Consider the following 18,519-nt stretch of genomic DNA (forward strand, 5'->3'; position numbering starts at 1 on the left):
CCCCAGACGGTGTGGGTTAGTTTCAATTAGAAGAAGCACCGCAGGACTATGACTGGTCCCCTGCAGCCTTCTTGGTCACCCGGCGATATCGCGAATGGCGATTTCACTCAAGATGCGTTCCAGCACCTGCTCGATGGACAACTCCGTGGAATCCAGCTGTATGGCGTCAGCCGCCGGCTTAAGCGGGGCTACCGCACGCTGGGTATCACGCTCATCGCGTGCACGGATCTCATCTAGCAGACTCGACAGACTAACACCATCGACTTTTCCCTTCAACTGCAAGTAACGGCGGCGAGCCCGTTCCTCGGCGCTGGCGGTCAGGAAAATCTTCAGCGGCGCTTCCGGAAACACCACGGTGCCCATGTCACGACCATCGGCGACAAGGCCCGGCGGCTCCTGAAAAGCCCGCTGACGCTGCAGCAATGCGTCACGCACGGCCGGCAGCGCGGCAACCTGGGAAGCCCAGGAACCGACTTGTTCGTTGCGCAGGTCATCGGTGACGTCATCGCCTTCAAGGATGATGCGCTGCGGATGACCTTCCGTCGCGCCGACGAACTGCACATCCAGGTGCGCCGCCAGCAGCTTCAGGGATTCTTCGTTGGTCAGGTCGACGCCATGGTTGCGTGCGGCAAACGCCAGCACGCGGTACAGCGCGCCGGAATCGAGCAGGCACCAGCCCAGGCGCTTGGCCAGAATGCCGGCGATGGTGCCTTTGCCCGAGCCGCTTGGCCCGTCGATGGTAATCACCGGTGCTTTGATATTCACAATTGAGCCTCTTGGGCAACACGGATGCCGACGTGGGCACACAGTGTAAGAAAATTCGGAAAAGATGTAGCTACATTGGCGCAGTCACGAATACGAATCGGCGCAGTAGCCCGTAAGGACGCCACGCTGAAGGCCATGGCAATCCGGTGGTCGCCATGGGCATGCACGTCGCCCCCGCCTATCAGGCCCCCGTCAATGATAATCCCATCAGGTGTCGGTTCACACTTCACGCCTAATGCCAACAGACCGTCGGCCATGACCTGAATACGGTCGGACTCTTTCACGCGCAACTCTGCAGCGCCGCGCAATACAGTGCGGCCCTCAGCGCAGGCCGCCGCGACGAACAACACCGGGAACTCATCAATAGCCAGCGACACCAACGCGTCAGGAATCTCGATGCCCTTCAGCGCAGCAGCACGCACGCGCAGGTCCGCAACCGGTTCACCGCCGACCTCACGCAGGTTTTCCAGGGTGATATCCGCGCCCATCAGCCGCAGGATATCGATCACCCCGGTACGTGTCGGGTTGATCCCCACATGCTCCAGCAACAACTCGGAGCCTTCGGCAATCGACGCCGCCACCAGGAAGAATGCAGAAGAAGAAATATCCCCCGGCACCTCAATATGCGTGGCGGTCAATGCATGGCCCGACTCGATCGACGCCGTAGCGCCCTGCACCTGCACCGGGTACCCGAAGCCGCGCAGCATTCGCTCGGTATGATCACGGGTCGGGGCCGGCTCAGTCACCGAGGTTTTACCCTCGGCGTACAAACCTGCCAGCAACAGGCAGGATTTGACCTGCGCACTGGCCATCGGCAGCGTGTAGGTCAGCCCCTTCAATGCCTGGCCACCGCGAATGGTCAACGGCGGGTGCCCTTGCGGCCCGGTCTCGATCACGGCTCCCATTTCCCGCAGCGGCGTGACCACGCGGCTCATTGGGCGCTTGGACAGTGAAGCATCACCGGTCAAGACACTGTCGAAGCTCTGCGCCGCCAGCAACCCGGACAGCAGGCGCATGGACGTCCCGGAGTTACCCAGGTAAATCGGCCCCGGCGCTGGTTTCAAGCCATGCAAGCCAACGCCATGAATGGTCACGCGCCCATGGTGCGGCCCTTCAATCACCACGCCCATGTCACGAAACGCCTGCAAGGTTGCCAGGGCATCTTCACCTTCAAGAAAACCTTCAACCTCGGTCACGCCATCGGCCAATGAACCAAGCATGATCGAGCGATGGGAGATCGACTTGTCGCCCGGCATCCGAATCTGCCCGCTCAAGCGGCCACCCGGGTTGGCGAGAAAGGTCAGCTCATCGGCGTTCACGGCAGTTTCCATGTAGGCCCGGCGAGCCAGGATCTTGCTGAAATGCTCACGCGCCACCCTTGCACGGGTGAAAACGCCCAGTAATTGATGGCCGTCCCCGGCATCCACCGCGTCGCGCAAGGCGTCGAGGTCACTGCGGAAGGTGTCCAGGGTGCGCAATACCGCCTCGCGATTGGCAAGGAAGATGTCGTGCCACATCACCGGGTCGCTGCCGGCAATGCGCGTGAAATCGCGGAAGCCACCGGCGGCGTAGCGGAAAATGTCGAGGTTTTCGTTACGCTTGGCCAAAGAATCAACTAGACCAAACGCCAGCAGATGCGGCAAATGACTGGTCGCCGCCAGCACTTCGTCGTGGCGCTCGACCTGCATATGCTCGACATCCGCGCCCAGCTCGCGCCACAGCCGGTCAACCACAGCCAACGCCGCCGGATCGGTTTGCTCAAGTGGCGTCAGGATCACCTTATGGCGGCGGAACAGCTGCGCATTGGACGCCTCCACCCCACTCTGCTCGGAACCGGCAATCGGGTGGCCCGGCACAAAACGCGCCGGCATGCCGCCAAACGCGAGTTGTGCCGCGCGCACCACATTGCCTTTGGCACTGCCGACGTCCGTCAGGATCGCCTGGCCCAAGTCCATCTCGGCCAACAAAGCCAGCAGCTTCTCCATGGCCAGAATCGGCACCGCGAGCTGGATCACATCCGCGCCCTGGCATGCGAGCGCCAGGTCAGCTTCACAGCGATCCACCACGCCCAACTCAACCGCCAACTTGCGCGACTGTGGGTCCAGGTCCACACCGACCACTTCGCCGCACAACCCGCTTTCACGCAGGCCTTTGGCGAAGGAGCCGCCGATCAACCCCAGACCGACCACCACCAAGCGACCGATCATAGGCACAGCAGGTTGCAATGCAGTGACATCAACCACGAGCCAGAACCTTGGCCAACGCCTCCAGGAAGCGGCTGTTTTCCGCCGGCAAACCGATGGTGATACGCAGGTGGTTCGGCATGCCGTAGTTGGCCACCGGGCGCACAATCACGCCTTCGCGCAGCAGGCCCTGAAAGACCGGCGCAGCCGGTTGACCAAGGTCGACGCAAATGAAGTTGCCCTTGGACGGAATCCAGCCCAAGCCCAACTCACGGAAGCCTTCCTGCAGTTGCAGCATGCCGCTTTCGTTGATGCGACGGCCTTCTTCCAGGTATTCGGCATCCTTCACCGCCGCACAGGCCGCCGCCAGGGCGAGGCTGTTGACGTTGAACGGTTGGCGCACGCGGTTCAGCACATCGGCCACCACCGCCGTGGACAGGCCGTAACCCACCCGCAGCGAGGCCAGGCCATAGGCCTTGGAGAACGTACGCGACACCAGCAGGTTCGGGTAAGCCGCGAGGAAATCCAGGCCGTCCGGCAGGTCGCTGCCTTCGGCGTACTCGATGTAGGCCTCGTCCAGCACTACCAGCACGTGCTCCGGTACGTCTTGCAGAAAGTCGTTCAACGCCTGCGCATCGAACCAGGTACCGGTCGGGTTGTTAGGGTTGGCGATAAACACCACACGGGTCTGGGCGTCGATGGCCGCCAGCATGGCCGGCAGGTCATGCCCCCAATCCTTGGCCGGAATAACGCGCGCGTCAGCACCCACCGCCTGAGTGACAATCGGATAGACGGCAAAAGCGTGCTCGCTGAACACCGCATTCAAACCAGGCGCGAGGTAGGCGCGGCCGACCAACTCAAGAATGTCGTTGGAACCGTTACCCAAGGTCACTTGGTTCAGCTCGACCCGGCAGTTTTCCGCCAGCAGGGACTTGAGGGCAAAACCGTTACCGTCCGGATAGCGGGTCAGCTCAGCCAGCGCTTCACGAATCGCCGCCAACACCTTGGGGCTTGGGCCCAGCGGGTTTTCGTTGCTGGCCAGCTTTACGATCTTCGACGGGTCCAGGTTCAACTCACGCGCCAGCTCGTCCACAGGCTTGCCTGGAACGTAAGGCGACAGTTGTTGCACGCCCGGCTGAGCCAGGGCGAGGAAGTTGCCACTCATGTTAAAGCCTCACAAAACCGCTTTCGGGTAAGAGCCCAGCACCTTGAGTGCTACGGCTTCCTGACTGATTTTCTCCAGCACACCTTTAACCAGTGGGTCGCGGTGATGGCCGATGAAGTCGATAAAGAACACATAAGTCCATTTACCGCTGCGCGAAGGGCGCGTCTCGATTCGCGTCAGGTCAATCCCGTTGTCGTGGAACGGCACCAGCAGCTCATGCAGCGCGCCGGGCTTGTTGCTCATGGAGACGATGATCGAAGTCTTGTCGTCGCCGGTCGGCGGCACTTCCTGACTGCCGATCATCAAGAAGCGCGTGGAGTTGTCCGGGCGGTCCTCGATTTTCTCGGCCAGACGCGTCAGGCCGTACAGGCCAGCGGCCATATCGCCGGCAATCGCCGCCGAATTCCACTCCCCCTTGACCCGCTTGGCCGCTTCGGCGTTGCTGGACACAGCCACGCGCTCGACATTCGGGTAATGGGCGTCCAGCCACTTGCGGCACTGGGCCAGGGACTGAGCGTGGGAGTAGATACGGCTGATGCTGTCGGTCTTGGTGTTCTCGCCCACCAGCAAGTGGTGGTGGATACGCAGCTCAACTTCACCGCAGATCACCATGTCGTGCTCAAGGAAGCTGTCCAGCGTGTGGTTGACCGCGCCTTCAGTGGAGTTCTCCACCGGCACCACGCCAAAGTTCACCGCACCAGCGGCCACTTCACGAAACACTTCGTCGATCGCCGCCATCGGCTTGCTGATCACGGCGTGGCCGAAGTGCTTCATGGCTGCTGCTTGGGTGAAGGTGCCCTCAGGGCCGAGGTAAGCCACTTTCAGCGGCTGCTCCAGTGCCAGGCACGAAGACATGATTTCACGGAACAACCGCGCCATCTCTTCGTTGCCCAGCGGGCCCTGGTTGCGCTCCATGACGCGCTTGAGCACCTGGGCTTCGCGCTCAGGCCGGTAGAATACCGGCACTTCGCCTTCCGCCAGAGACGCCATCTTCACTCGTGCAACTTCCTGGGCGCACCGCGCGCGCTCACTGATCAGCTCCAGGACTTTCTCGTCCAGGCTGTCAATGCGTACGCGCAGAGCTTTGAGTTCTTGCTCAGACATTAGCCGTGTTCCTTTTCGAACTCTGCCATGTAGGCCACCAGCGCCTTGATGGCGTTGATGTCGACAGCGTTGTAGATGGAGGCGCGCATGCCACCTACCGAACGGTGGCCCTTGAGGTTCAGCAGGCCACGTGCGTCGGCACCGGCCAGGAATGGCTTGTCCAGACGGTCGTCAGCCAGACGGAACGGCACGTTCATCCACGAGCGGTCGGTCAGGTTGATCGGGTTGCTGTACAGGCCGCTGGCGTCGATGAAGTCGTACAGGGTGCGCTTCTTCTCTTCGTTGAGCTTGCCCATGGCGGCGACACCGCCCTGCTCTTTGAGCCACTCGAACACCAGGCCGGACAAGTACCAGGCGAACGCCGGCGGGGTGTTGTACATCGAGCCATTATCGGCCGCGACCTTGTAGTTGAGCATGGTCGGGCACACCGAGCGCGCGCGACCCAGCAGGTCTTCACGAACGATGTTGACCAAGATGCCGCTGGGGCCGATGTTCTTCTGCGCGCCGGCGTAGATCATGCCGTACTGGGACACATCAATCGGGCGCGAGAGGATGTCCGAGGACATGTCGCACACCAGCGGCACATCACCCACTTGCGGCACCCAGTCGAATTCCAGGCCGCCGATGGTTTCGTTGGCTACGTAGTGAACGTAGGCAGCATCCTTCGACAGCTTCCATTCGTTCTGACCGGGAATGGCGAAGTAGTCGTAAGGCTTGGCGGTGCCGGCCACATTGACGTGACCATAGCGCGAGGCCTCTTCAATCGCCTTCTGCCCCCAGATACCGGTGTCGATATAGTCGGCGGTGCCGTCTTCCGGCAGCAGGTTCAGCGGGATCTGGGCGAACTGCTGGCTCGCGCCGCCCTGCAGGAACAGCACTTTGTAGTTGGAGGGGATGCCCAGCAAGTCGCGCAGATCCTGCTCGGCCTTGGTGGCGATGGACACGAACTCATCGCTGCGATGGCTCATTTCCATCACAGAGAGGCCTTTTCCATGCCAGTCGAGGAGTTCACCCTGCGCGCGCTGCAGGACTGCTTCAGGAAGCGCCGCGGGACCGGCACAGAAGTTATAGGCTCTCTTGCTCACATCCAATCTCACTCTGATCTGGTTGGGGCTGCAATCATGTTCGGCAACAACCTTTATCTGAAGCAAACCCACGCGGGAGTTGGCTTGCCTGCGATACAGGCACCTCGGTAGTTCAACGGGTACCGCGGTGATGCTATCGCAGGCAAGCCAGCTCCCACAGGGAACGGCTCCAGACAAAAGCCAAGTATTTCAAAGGGGACAAACAACAAGGGGGCGAATCTTCATCCGCCCCCTGTGTGTCCGCTTATTCCTGCGGTTCTTCTTCGTCTGCGGCAGCATCGAGGGTTGGCTCGTCGACGTGGTCATCGCCGGTTGCGATCACCTCGCCGTCAAACACTTCACCTTCTTCCAGCTCTTCGCCTTCGACTTCGGACGGTTCCTGCACACGCTCCAGGCCGACCAGTTTTTCGTCCTTGGCCAGCTTGATCAGCGTCACGCCTTGGGTGTTGCGACCCAGGCTCGACACTTCAGCCACACGGGTACGTACCAGGGTGCCCTGGTCGGAAATCAGCATGATTTCCTCGCCATCGAGCACCTGGACCGCGCCGACCAGACGGCCGTTGCGATCGTTGCTGACCATAGCGATAACGCCCTGGCCGCCACGCTTGTACTCCGGGAATTCGCTGATGGCAGTACGTTTGCCATAACCGCGCTCGGAAGCGGTGAGGATCTGGCTGCCTTCTTCCGGGATCAGCATCGAAATCAGCTTCTGCCCTTCCGGCAGACGCATGCCGCGCACACCGCGAGCGGTACGGCCCATGGCACGCACGTCGGATTCCTTGAAGCGAGTCACTTTGCCGCCGTCGGAGAACAGCATGACTTCACGCTCGCCATCGGTGATGGCAGCGGAGATCAGTACGTCGCCTTCATCCAGCTCCAGGGCGATCAGGCCCACGCTGCGCTGACGACTGAAGGATTCCAGCGGAGTCTTCTTCACGGTGCCTTTGGCGGTCGCCATGAAGATGAAGTGACCTTCGGTGTATTCGTCAACCGGCAGCATGGTGGTGATGTATTCATCACTGTCCAGCGGCAGCAGGTTAACCAGCGGGCGACCACGGGCCGCGCGCGAGGCTTCCGGGATTTCGTAGGTTTTCAGCCAGTACACTTTGCCTTTGCTGGAGAACAGCAACAGCGTGGTGTGGCTGTTGGCGACGAGCAGGTGAGCGATGTAGTCCTCATCCTTCACGCCAGTAGCCGACTTACCTTTACCGCCACGACGCTGAGCCTGGTACGCAGCCAACGGCTGGGTCTTGGCGTAGCCACCGTGGGAGATGGTCACCACACGCTCTTCTTCCGGGATCATGTCACCCAGGGTCAGGTCGAGACGGGCATCGAGGATTTCGGTGCGGCGCACGTCGCCGTATTCGGCACGGATCACTTCCAGTTCTTCGCGGATCACTTCCATCAGGCGCACAGCGCTGCTGAGGATGCGGATCAACTCGCCGATCTGGTTTAGGATCTCCTGGTACTCGGCCAGCAGCTTCTCGTGCTCCAGACCGGTCAGGCGGTGCAGACGCAGTTCCAGGATGGCCTGGGCCTGTTCCGGCGACAGGAAGTACTTGCCGTCGCGCAGACCGTATTGCGGGTCCAGGGTCTCCGGGCGGCACGAATCGGCACCGGCACGTTCAACCATCGCCACGACGGCGCTGGATTCCCACGGCATCTTGATCAGCGCTTCTTTAGCTTCCGACGGCGTCGGCGAAGCCTTGATCAGCGCGATAACCGGGTCGATGTTCGACAGCGCAACCGCCTGGCCTTCCAGGATGTGGCCGCGCTCACGCGCTTTGCGCAGTTCGAACACGGTACGGCGGGTGACCACTTCGCGACGGTGACGCACGAAGGCTTCCAGCAGATCCTTGAGGTTCAGGATGCGCGGGCGGCCGTCGATCAGGGCAACCACGTTGATACCAAACACGCTTTGCAGCTGGGTCTGGGCGTAGAGGTTGTTGAGGATCACCTCAGGCACTTCGCCACGACGCAGCTCGATCACCACGCGCATACCGTCTTTGTCGGACTCGTCGCGCAGCTCGGTGATGCCTTCCAGCTTCTTCTCTTTAACCAGCTCGGCAATCTTCTCGATCAGACGCGCCTTGTTCAACTGGTATGGGAGTTCGGTGATGACGATCTGCTGGCGGCCACCGACCTTGTCGATGTCTTCGATCATCGAGCGGGCGCGCATGTAAATGCGGCCGCGACCGGTGCGATAGGCTTCGATGATGCCGGCGCGACCGTTGATGATCGCGGCGGTCGGGAAGTCCGGACCGGGGATGTATTGCATCAGCTCATCGATGGTCAGCTCAGGGTTGTCGATGAGCGCCAGGCAACCGTCGATGACTTCACCGAGGTTGTGCGGCGGGATGTTGGTGGCCATGCCCACGGCGATACCGCTGGAGCCGTTGACCAGCAGGTTGGGAATACGGGTTGGCATGACCGCCGGGATCATTTCGGTGCCGTCGTAGTTCGGCACCCAGTCCACGGTTTCTTTATGCAGGTCGGCCAGCAGCTCGTGCGCCAGCTTGGTCATGCGCACTTCGGTGTATCGCATGGCCGCGGCGTTGTCGCCATCGACCGAACCGAAGTTACCCTGGCCGTCTACCAGCAGGTAGCGCAGGGAAAACGGCTGGGCCATCCGAACGATGGTGTCGTACACCGCAGTGTCGCCGTGAGGGTGATACTTACCGATCACGTCACCGACAACACGGGCAGATTTCTTGTACGGCTTGTTCCAGTCGTTACCCAGCTCGCTCATCGCGAACAGCACACGCCGGTGCACGGGCTTCAAGCCATCGCGCGCATCAGGCAGTGCCCGCCCGACAATTACGCTCATCGCGTAGTCGAGGTAGGACTGTTTCAGCTCGTCTTCGATATTGACCGGGAGGATTTCTTTGGCCAGTTCGCCCATGAGAAGCCTGATTCCTTTTTCGGGTGAAACCTCGTCACATCCTATGGGACGAACGAAGCTCGCCGCTGCCGGCAGAGTGCCTGACAACGACTTACGACAAATCAACGAGTTATGACACGGATCTGCACGTTATAGGCGGCCCCTTGAGGCAGCCCTGGAAACCGCCGGATGTTATCACAATCGCCGCCACGCACCTATCCCCCTGATGCGCATGGAGCATAGTAAGTTGACGGATGACAGGCTTGAGGGCGACGAGAGGGGCTCAGAGATAGGGTGGTGCTATTTTTCCGGGGCAGATGCGAGGGGTTTATTGACTTTTAAGGCCAATCGCGGGCAAGCCCGCTCCCACATGTTGATTTGTGAACACAGTGAGTGTGGGAGCTGGCTGGCCTGCGTTGACGGTTCCACAGACAGCAAAGCCCTCAATGCAGGCGTTTACGGCACATCAACTTGGCCAGCTTGGCCGTATCCGGGCGCTCAACAACGCCCTTTTCCGTGACGATCACATCAATCAGATCGGCTGGCGTCACGTCAAATACCGGATTAAAAGCAGCCACCTCCAAGCGCTGCCCCATGACATCCAACAATTCACCGGGATCACGCTCTTCCAGCGCGACGTCATCGCCCGTTGCCATCATCAAATCCAGCGTCGAACTCGGCGCCACCACCATAAAACGCACGCCGTGGTGCATGGCGCACACGGCTAACTGGTAAGTGCCGATCTTGCTTACCACATCACCATTGGCGGCAATGCAGTCGGCGCCGACAACCACCCAGGTCACCCCTTTGGTCTTGAGGATATGCGCGCCGGCCGAGTCAGTATTCACCGTGACCGGGATGCCCTCGCCCGCCAGCTCCCACGCCGTCAGCCGCAAACCTTGCAGCCAGGGCCGCGTTTCGTTGACGTAGACACGCTCGACCAAGCCTTCCAGGAAGGCCGCACGAATCACCCCGAGGGCCGTGCCGACACCGCCGGTCGCCAGTGCGCCAGTATTGCCATGGGTCAGGATCGCCTGGGGGTTGCCCTGGTGCTTGCGAATCCGCTCAAGACCCAGTTGAGCCATGACCACATTGGCTTCCCGGTCGCTTTCATGGATCCCAATGGCTTCGGCTTCCAGCACCGCCAGCGGGTCGGCGTGCTTGCTGACGCGGTCCAGGCGATCACGCATGCGCTTCAAAGCCCAGAACAGGTTCGACGCCGTCGGACGGGTATCGGCCAATAGCGCGTAGCCTTCTTCCCACGCAGCCTGCCAGTCACCGCCTTCAGCCATGGATTCACGGGCGGCGAGCACCAGGCCATAGGCGGCGCTGATACCAATGGCCGAGGCGCCGCGCACTACCATCGTGCGTATGGCATCGGCTACTTCAGCCACAGTAGTGCAGGCAACCCAGGATTCCTGAGACGGCAAGGCACGCTGATCGAGCAGGTGCAGCGCGCCATCACGCCATTGGATGGCCTTCACTTTCTCTGCCGCTAACAGTCGGTCGCGCATCCCTTACCCCGCACTCATGAACAAAAGCCGCCGATTATAGCGATCCGCCAGCCTGGACGCTCGGGTATACTTCGCCCTTCTTTTATAGCTGCCCGGGAAGAAGCCTGCGATGACCTCCACTGCCGCCCCGCTCGACGTGTTGCTGCTGCCCACCTGGCTGGTACCTGTCGAACCTGCCGGCGTAGTGTTCAAGGAATACGGCCTGGGCATTCGCGATGGGCGCATCGCCTTTATCGGGCCACGGGCCGCCGCGCTGAAGCTTTCGGCCACCGAAGTGCGCGAGCTGCCGGGCATGCTGCTCAGCCCCGGTCTGATCAATGCCCACGGCCATGCGGCGATGAGCCTGTTCCGCGGGCTGGCCGATGATTTGCCGCTGATGACCTGGCTGGAAAAGCACATCTGGCCCGCCGAGGCCAAGTGGGTCGATGAAGCCTTCGTGCGCGACGGCACCGACCTGGCTATCGCCGAGCAGCTCAAGGGCGGCATCACGTGCTTTTCCGACATGTATTTCTACCCCAAGGTCGCCAGCGACTGCGTACACAACAGCGGCATGCGCGCGCAGATCGCGATTCCGATCCTCGACTTCCCGATTCCCGGCGCCAGCACGGCCGATGAGGCGATTCGCCAGGGTGTAGAGCTGTTCGGCGACCTCAAGCACCACCCACGTATCAAGATCACCTTCGGCCCCCACGCGCCCTACACCGTGTGCGATGAGAACCTGGAGAAGATCCGCATCATCGCCGAGGAGCTGGACGCGGCCATCCACATGCACGTGCATGAAACCGCTTTTGAAGTGCAGCAAGCCGTCGAGCAGACCGGTGAACGCCCCTTGGCGCGCCTGGGCCGCCTCGGCTTGCTCGGCCCGCGCTTCCAGGCCGTTCATATGACCCAAATCAGCGAGGACGACCTGGCTTTGCTGGTAGAAAGCAACACCAGCATCATCCATTGCCCGGAATCGAACCTGAAACTGGCCAGCGGCTTTTGCCCGGTGGAGCGTCTGTGGCAGGCTGGCGTCAATGTGGCGATCGGCACCGACGGCGCCGCCAGCAACAATGACCTGGACCTGTTGGGCGAAACCCGTACCGCCGCGATGCTGGCCAAGGCCGTCGCCGGCTCGGCCACCGCCCTGGATGCCCACCGTGCCCTGCGTATGGCCACGCTCAACGGCGCACGGGCCATGGGCCTGGAAAGCGAGATAGGCTCGCTGGAGGTCGGCAAGGCCGCCGATATCGTGGCCTTTGATCTTTCAGGGCTGGCGCAACAACCGATCTACGATCCGGTCTCACAGCTTATATATGCCACCGGACGCGATTGTGTGAAACACCTTTGGGTCGCCGGCAAGCAGTTGCTCGACGACCGGCAATTGACCCGCATGGATGAACAACAGTTGACCGCCACGGCCATTGCCTGGGGCCAACGCATCAGCGGGCACAGCGAATAACGCAGGGTTTGAACCTACGCTTGAACATCTGCAAACCGATTTATCAGATTTAGAGGATTCACCATGAGCAACGTCGACCACGCCGAAATCGCCAAATTCGAAGCCCTGGCCCACCGCTGGTGGGACCGTGAAAGCGAGTTCAAACCGCTGCACGACATCAACCCGCTGCGGGTCAACTGGATTGACGAACGCGTCAACCTGGCCGACAAGAAGGTGCTGGACGTTGGTTGCGGCGGCGGCATCCTCAGCGAAGCGATGGCCCAGCGTGGCGCCACGGTAATGGGTATCGACATGGGCGAAGCCCCGCTGGCCGTGGCCCAGTTGCACCAGCTGGAGTCCGGTGTGAGCGTGGAATACCGCCAGATCACCGCCGAAGCCCTGGCCGAAGAAATGCCTGAGCAGTTCGACGTGATCACCTGCCTTGAGATGCTCGAGCACGTACCGGACCCGTCCTCAGTGATCCGCGCCTGCTTCCGCATGGTCAAGCCGGGCGGCCAGGTGTTCTTCTCCACCATCAACCGCAACCCCAAGGCCTACCTGTTCGCGATCATCGGCGCCGAATACATCATGAAGCTGCTGCCGCGCGGCACCCACGACTTCAAAAAATTCATCCGCCCTTCCGAACTGGGCGCCTGGAGCCGTCAGGCCGGGCTGACCGTCAAAGACATCATCGGCCTGACCTACAACCCGCTGACCAAGCACTACAAGCTGGCCAGCGACGTTGACGTCAACTACATGATCCAGACCCTGCGCGAGGAGTAAGCCTGTGAAGTTGCGAGCGGTTCTCTTCGATATGGACGGTACCTTGCTGGACACCGCGCCGGACTTCATCGCGATCTGCCAGGCGATGCGCGCCGATCGCGGCCTGGCGCCGATCAACGACCAGCACATCCGCGATGAAATCTCCGGTGGTGCGCGGGCGATGGTTGCCGTGACCTTCTCGATGGACCCGGAATCCCCAGGCTTTGAAGAACTGCGCCTGGAATTCCTGGAGCGCTACCTCAAGGGCTGCGCGGTCCACAGCAAACTGTTCGACGGCATGGCCGAGCTGCTGGAAGACATCGAAAAATCCAAGTTGGTGTGGGGCGTGGTCACCAACAAGCCGCTGCGCTTTGCCGAGCCGATCATGCAGCAGCTGGGCCTGGCCGAGCGTTCGGCGCTGTTGATCTGCCCGGACCACGTGAAGAACAGCAAGCCGGACCCTGAGCCGTTGATCCTGGCGTGCAAGATGCTCGACCTGGACCCGGCCAGCGTGCTGTTCGTGGGCGATGACCTGCGCGACATCGAATCCGGCCGCGACGCCGGCACCCGCACCGCAGCAGTCACGTTCGGCTACATCCACCCGGACGACAACCCACGCAACTGGGGCGCCGATGTGGTGGTGGATCACCCGCTGGAACTGCGCAAGGTGCTGGATAACGCACTGTGCAGTTGCTGAGTGTTCGCAGATCTCACCAACACTGAGATCAATGTGGGAGCTGGCTTGCCTGCGATGGCGGAGTACCTGTCGCCACAGGTGCTGGCTGGCAGACCGCTATCGCAGGCAAGCCAGCTCCCACCTGAAATGGATTCCACTTCAAGAGCTGTATCAGCTTGAATTCTGTCGAGGCTATTTATGTTTGATTACTGCGCACGTCCAGAACTGCTCAAAGGCCGCGTGATCCTGGTGACCGGTGCCGGTCGCGGGATTGGCGCGGCGGCGGCGAAAACCTATGCCGCCCATGGCGCCACCGTGCTGTTGCTGGGTAAGACCGAAGCCAACCTGGCCCAGGTGTATGACGAGATCGAAGCGGCCGGCCAACCGCAACCGGTGGTGATTCCGTTCAACCTGGAGACCGCCCTGCCCCATCAATACGATGAGCTGGCCGCGATGATCGAAAAAGAATTCGGCCGCCTCGACGGCCTGCTGCACAACGCCTCGATCATCGGCCCACGCACGCCGATCGAGCAGTTGTCCGGTGAGAATTTCATGCGGGTGATGCACGTCAACGTCAACGCGATGTTCATGCTGACCAGCACCTTGCTGCCGCTGCTCAAGCTGTCCCAGGATGCGTCGGTGGTGTTCACCTCCAGCAGCGTCGGGCGCAAAGGCCGGGCGTACTGGGGCGCTTATGGCGTGTCGAAATTCGCCACTGAAGGCTTGATGCAAACCCTGGCCGATGAGCTTGAGGATGTGGCGGCCGTGCGCTCCAACAGCATCAACCCGGGCGGTACACGCACCAGCATGCGTGCCCAGGCCTACCCAGGCGAGAACCCGATGGAAAGGCCTGCGCCGGAAGAGATCATGCCGGTGTACCTGTACCTGATGGGGCCGGACAGTACCGGCATTAATGGGCAGGCGTTTGATGCGCAGTAATAACTGAAACAACACCACCCAAAATGTGGAACTGGGTTTATGTGGGAACTGGCGTGCCTGCGATGCAGGCACCTCGGTGCATCAGGCATAGCCAGTTGATGCAATTGCAGGCAAGCCAGCTCCCACAGTTAGACTTCGGTGGTTTCAGGCTTTACAGCCTTCCTAGGCGCATCCACCAGCACCGGAATCTCCTTCCCGTCAGCATCAAACAACTTACCGCCGCTGAAGTAATCCCCCTCGCGCAACGCCGCCACGTCGTGGAAGCACAAACTGCGCTCAGTCCCCGCCACGAACACCGACTGCTGGTCCGAGTTCCCGGCGGTGAAGTGGTTGAAGCCCAGGTTCAGCAGGATCGCCATGATCGCCGACGAACTGATGCCCGAATGAAAAATGGTCGCAAACCAAGTGGGGAAGTGGTCGTAGAAATTCGGCGCGGCGATGGGGATCATGCCGAAACCGATGCTCGTTGCAACAATAATCAGGTTCATGTTGTTGCGGTAATCCACCTTCGACAGCGTGCGAATACCACTGGCCGCCACGGTGCCGAACAGCACAATCCCGGCGCCGCCGAGTACCGACGTTGGTACGGCCGCAATCACCCGACCCATAAAGGGCAACAGGCCGAGCACCACCAGGAACATCCCGCCGGTGGCCACCACAAAGCGACTCTTCACGCCGGTCACCGCCACCAAACCGACGTTCTGGGCGAACGCGCTTTGGGTGAATGAACCGAAAATCGGCGCGAACATGCTCGACAGCATGTCGGCGCGCAGGCCGTTACCCAAGCGTTTGGAGTCGACTTTGGTGTCGATAATCTCGCCCACCGCCAGGATGTCCGCCGAGGTTTCCACCAAGGTCACCATCACCACGATGCACATGGAAATGATCGCGGCCACATGGAAGGTCGGCATGCCGAAATGGAAAGGCGTGGGAAAGCCAAACATCGGCCCTTGGGCGACGCCGGAGAAATCCGCCATGCCGAGGAACACCGCGATCACGGTGCCAATCACCATCGCCAGCAGGATCGACAACCGCGAAATAGTGGCGCTGCCGATCTTGCTCAGCAGCAGCACCAGTACCAAGGTCAGCGCCGCCAGGCCGATGTTCGGCATGCTGCCGAAATCCGCTGCGCGGCTATTGCCGCCCATGGCCCAGCGCGCCGCCACGGGCATTAAGGTCAGGCCAATGGTGGTGATCACAATACCGGTGACCAGCGGCGGGAAAAACTTGGTAATCCGAGAGAACACCGGCGTGATCAACAGGCCGATCAACGACGCGGCCATCACCGCCCCAAGAATCGCCGGCACCCCGCCGGCGCCATCACTGCCGACAATCGCCACCATGGTTGCCACACCGGCAAACGACACGCCCTGCACCAACGGCAACTGGCAGCCAAAAAACGGCAGGCCCAGGGTTTGCAGCAGCGTGGCCAGGCCACCGGCAAACAGTGACGCGGCGATCAACAGGCCGATATCCGCCGGCGACAACCCGGCCGCCTGGCCGACGATCAACGGCACGGCAACGATGCCGCCGTACATGGTGAGCACATGCTGCAGGCCGTAAGCCATGTTGGCGGCGACGCCAAGATTCTCATCTTCTGGCCGCTGCGGTGACGCCTTCGGGATAGTCATGGTGAGGGGTTCTCTGTTTTTGTTGTGCGAGCACTGTATGCAATGTTTGGACTGGATGTCCATAGAGTTGTATACAATCAATCGAACAAGATACCCTCCATCGGCGTTACAAAAACAATCCGGCCGTCATGAGCCAGAACGCCAAAGGACCTAGAACAATGAAAAAGGCATTACAGGGCGTAACCGTTGCACTCACCCTCCTCGGCGGCGGGGAGGCCGTCGCAGTGGAATGGATGAACAACAGCGTGGGATTTCGCTACGGCCAGCACTTCACCAACCCGAACAACCCCGACGACTTCAGCAAGCGCATCTACAGCTTTACCCACGCCAGCGGCTACCAATACGGCAGCAACTATCTGAACCTCGATGTGTTTCTGTCCGACAGCCGCGACCCGCGCAAGGGCACCGACCATGGCGGCAGTGAGGTTTACGCGGTGTACCGGCACCAGCTGTACGCGTCACGGGTATTCGATGTGCCGCTCGGCACCGGGCTGATCAAGGATTACGCCCTGACCCTGGGCTTTGACGCCAACCGCAACAACAACCTCGCCTCAGCCAAAAAGCGCGCACTGGTGATCGGCCCGACATTGAAGTTCAACACCGTCGGCGTACTGGATTTGAGCCTGATGTACTACAAGGAAAGGAACCACACCGGCATCCCCGGCGCGCAAGAGTCGAACCACACGTTTGACGACACCTACATGCTCAACCTGACGTGGATGCGCCCGTTCAACATCGCCAACCACGCGGCGAAATTCCAGGGGTTTGTCAATTATGTCGGGGAAAAAGGCGAGGACTACCATGGCCGTGACACCGCGCCGGAAACGCTGATGCGCAGCGCGCTGATGGTGGCGGTGCGGCCGGGTAAAAGCGTGAAGCCGAACCTGTATCTGGGGGTGGGTTATGAGTACTGGCATAACAAGTTCGGCGTGGACGGTGGCCGGGGTACCCGGACGTCAACGCCTACGCTGAATATGGAAGTGACCTTCTAAAAGTCGCCACTCAATCAGCTGAAGAACTGGGTCAACTGTGGGAGCTGGCTTGCCTGCGATGCAGGCACCTCGGTTTATCAGCCACACCGCGGCGATGCGATCGCAGGCAAGCCAGCTCCCACATCAGATCAGGCGTTTGCGAGCTCCGGATTGTCCGTCTTCGGCCGCGCCAACCAGTAACCCAGCACCGCCAACGGCGCCGTCGCCAGCATCACGATCACGGTAATCAGCAGCGGCTGATCAATCATCGACGACACCAGCAGGCTGCTGAGAAAGCACAGCCCCAGTTGCAAGGTGTTTTGCAGTGCCGCCGCCTTGCCGGAATTTTCCGCAAAGGGCATCAGCGCATTCGCCACCACAATGGGGTAGCTCGCACCGTTGACCAGTGCCATCAGGCAGAACGGGATCAGCAAAGTGGTCAAGGTCGGCACCGTCAACGTGGCGACCAGGTACAACGCCACCATGCTGATGCAATAAGCCACCAGCAACCAAGGCAACAGGGTTTTGCCCTGGTAATGCTGCAAGGCGCTACGGCAGCTGTAGCCACCGACCAGAAAGGCCAAGGTCGGCAGCACATAGCTCAAGCCAATGTCATTCGGGCTGTAGCCCATATCGCCGAGGATGAAGGGCGAAGCCGTCAGCCAGGCGAAGAAACTGGCCGAACAGGCGGCGAAGATCATCACGTTGCCGGTGAACACGCGGGAGGTCAGCAACTGCCCATAACCGAGGCGCGAAGGTTCGCCCTCCTCTGCCCGACGTTTCGGCATCTTGCGCAGGAACAACGTCGGCAGCAGCAACAGCAGCGACACGCCCAGCAACACCGCGAAGATCGCCTGCCAGCCGAAGTGATTCAACACCATGGCGCCCAGCAACGGCGCCAGGGCCGGTGACAGCGACATCAGCGGCATGATGCTGGCGAACACACGGTGCGCCTTGACGGCCGGGTAGCGGTCGATCACCAGCGCCTGCCAACTCACCGCTGCGGAACACACACCAATCGCCTGGATAAAACGCAACACCAACAATTGCGGCGCCGTTTCGACCCAGAACATGCCCGCGCACCCCAGCACAAACAGGCTCAGGCCCGTCAGCAGGATCGGCTTGCGCCCCAGGCGGTCGGACAACGGCCCCCACAACAGCTGCCCCACCGCAAACCCGGCGAGGAAAATACTCAAGCTGGCGCCCACGGCACCTGGGCTTATGTGTAATTGCTCGCCCATGGCGCCGAACGCCGGCAAGTACATGTCCATGGCGAGATAACCGAGCATGCTCAGCCCCGCCAGATACCAAGTGAAACCAAAAGAATTTTTCATTGAAGCCTTGCTGAACCTGCCATCAAACTATTTGCTGACTGGCGCCCATTATGAAGCTGACAGTTTGTGTGTGAAGCGATAATAATTGG

Annotated in this window: 14 protein-coding genes; 5 read left to right on the plus strand and 9 right to left on the minus strand. The window is 60.9% G+C overall.

Annotation, left to right across the window (positions count from 1 at the left end; genetic code table 11):
• Positions 1–75: 75 nt before the first annotated feature.
• From cmk to mtnA, 7 genes are all read right to left on the minus strand, one after another.
• A complete protein-coding gene (gene cmk / locus ACI77I_RS17960) occupies positions 76–765 on the minus strand; it encodes a (d)CMP kinase (RefSeq protein WP_242155068.1) in 690 nt (229 codons plus the stop codon).
• On the minus strand, positions 762–2,972 hold the full coding sequence (locus ACI77I_RS17965) for a bifunctional prephenate dehydrogenase/3-phosphoshikimate 1-carboxyvinyltransferase (RefSeq protein ID WP_406998101.1): 2,211 nt from the start codon (positions 2,970–2,972) through the stop codon (positions 762–764). The genes cmk and ACI77I_RS17965 overlap by 4 nt, the downstream gene beginning before the upstream one ends.
• Positions 2,973–3,000: 28 nt before the next feature.
• Complete coding sequence (gene hisC / locus ACI77I_RS17970) at positions 3,001–4,113, minus strand: histidinol-phosphate transaminase (RefSeq protein WP_242155064.1); 1,113 nt, start codon at positions 4,111–4,113, stop codon at positions 3,001–3,003.
• Between the two features lie 9 nt (positions 4,114–4,122).
• Positions 4,123–5,217, minus strand: a complete 1,095-nt coding sequence (pheA, locus tag ACI77I_RS17975) for a prephenate dehydratase (protein WP_094952927.1) — start codon at positions 5,215–5,217, stop codon at positions 4,123–4,125.
• Entirely contained in the window at positions 5,217–6,302 is a 1,086-nt protein-coding gene (serC, locus tag ACI77I_RS17980) for a 3-phosphoserine/phosphohydroxythreonine transaminase (protein ID WP_094952926.1), read from the minus strand. The genes pheA and serC overlap by 1 nt, the downstream gene beginning before the upstream one ends.
• A 244-nt stretch (positions 6,303–6,546) precedes the next feature.
• Positions 6,547–9,204, minus strand: coding sequence for a DNA gyrase subunit A (gene gyrA, locus ACI77I_RS17985; protein WP_094952925.1), 2,658 nt, complete (start codon positions 9,202–9,204; stop codon positions 6,547–6,549).
• Positions 9,205–9,626: 422 nt separating this feature from the next.
• Complete coding sequence (gene mtnA / locus ACI77I_RS17990) at positions 9,627–10,697, minus strand: S-methyl-5-thioribose-1-phosphate isomerase (protein WP_406998087.1); 1,071 nt, start codon at positions 10,695–10,697, stop codon at positions 9,627–9,629.
• Between the two features lie 109 nt (positions 10,698–10,806).
• On the opposite strand from mtnA, the gene ACI77I_RS17995 reads away from it, so the two are divergent.
• The 4 genes from ACI77I_RS17995 (at position 10,807) to ACI77I_RS18010 (ending at position 14,494) form a co-directional block, all read left to right on the plus strand.
• Positions 10,807–12,138: a TRZ/ATZ family hydrolase gene (locus ACI77I_RS17995; RefSeq protein ID WP_242155062.1), complete on the plus strand. Its 1,332-nt coding sequence runs from the start codon at positions 10,807–10,809 to the stop codon at positions 12,136–12,138.
• Positions 12,139–12,201: 63 nt separating this feature from the next.
• Positions 12,202–12,900: a bifunctional 2-polyprenyl-6-hydroxyphenol methylase/3-demethylubiquinol 3-O-methyltransferase UbiG gene (gene ubiG, locus ACI77I_RS18000; protein WP_094952922.1), complete on the plus strand. Its 699-nt coding sequence runs from the start codon at positions 12,202–12,204 to the stop codon at positions 12,898–12,900.
• A gap of 4 nt (positions 12,901–12,904) precedes the next feature.
• Entirely contained in the window at positions 12,905–13,576 is a 672-nt protein-coding gene (gene mupP / locus ACI77I_RS18005; RefSeq protein WP_094952921.1) for an N-acetylmuramic acid 6-phosphate phosphatase MupP, read from the plus strand.
• Positions 13,577–13,753: 177 nt separating this feature from the next.
• Positions 13,754–14,494 carry a YciK family oxidoreductase gene (locus ACI77I_RS18010; protein WP_094952920.1) on the plus strand — a complete coding sequence of 247 codons (741 nt, stop codon included), beginning with the start codon at positions 13,754–13,756 and terminating at the stop codon, positions 14,492–14,494.
• Positions 14,495–14,622: 128 nt separating this feature from the next.
• Here the strand turns inward: ACI77I_RS18010 and ACI77I_RS18015 are convergent, their stop codons facing one another.
• Complete coding sequence (locus ACI77I_RS18015) at positions 14,623–16,125, minus strand: nucleobase:cation symporter-2 family protein (protein ID WP_094952934.1); 1,503 nt, start codon at positions 16,123–16,125, stop codon at positions 14,623–14,625.
• A gap of 158 nt (positions 16,126–16,283) precedes the next feature.
• Between ACI77I_RS18015 and ACI77I_RS18020 the strand changes: the two genes are divergently transcribed.
• Complete coding sequence (locus ACI77I_RS18020; protein ID WP_406998088.1) at positions 16,284–17,117, plus strand: nucleoside-binding protein; 834 nt, start codon at positions 16,284–16,286, stop codon at positions 17,115–17,117.
• A gap of 128 nt (positions 17,118–17,245) precedes the next feature.
• Here ACI77I_RS18020 and punC read toward each other — a convergent pair whose 3' ends face one another.
• A complete protein-coding gene (punC, locus tag ACI77I_RS18025; RefSeq protein ID WP_406998089.1) occupies positions 17,246–18,430 on the minus strand; it encodes a purine nucleoside transporter PunC in 1,185 nt (394 codons plus the stop codon).
• Positions 18,431–18,519 lie beyond the last annotated feature (89 nt).

Source organism: Pseudomonas sp. D47, from assembly GCF_045447305.1.
Classification (GTDB): domain Bacteria; phylum Pseudomonadota; class Gammaproteobacteria; order Pseudomonadales; family Pseudomonadaceae; genus Aquipseudomonas.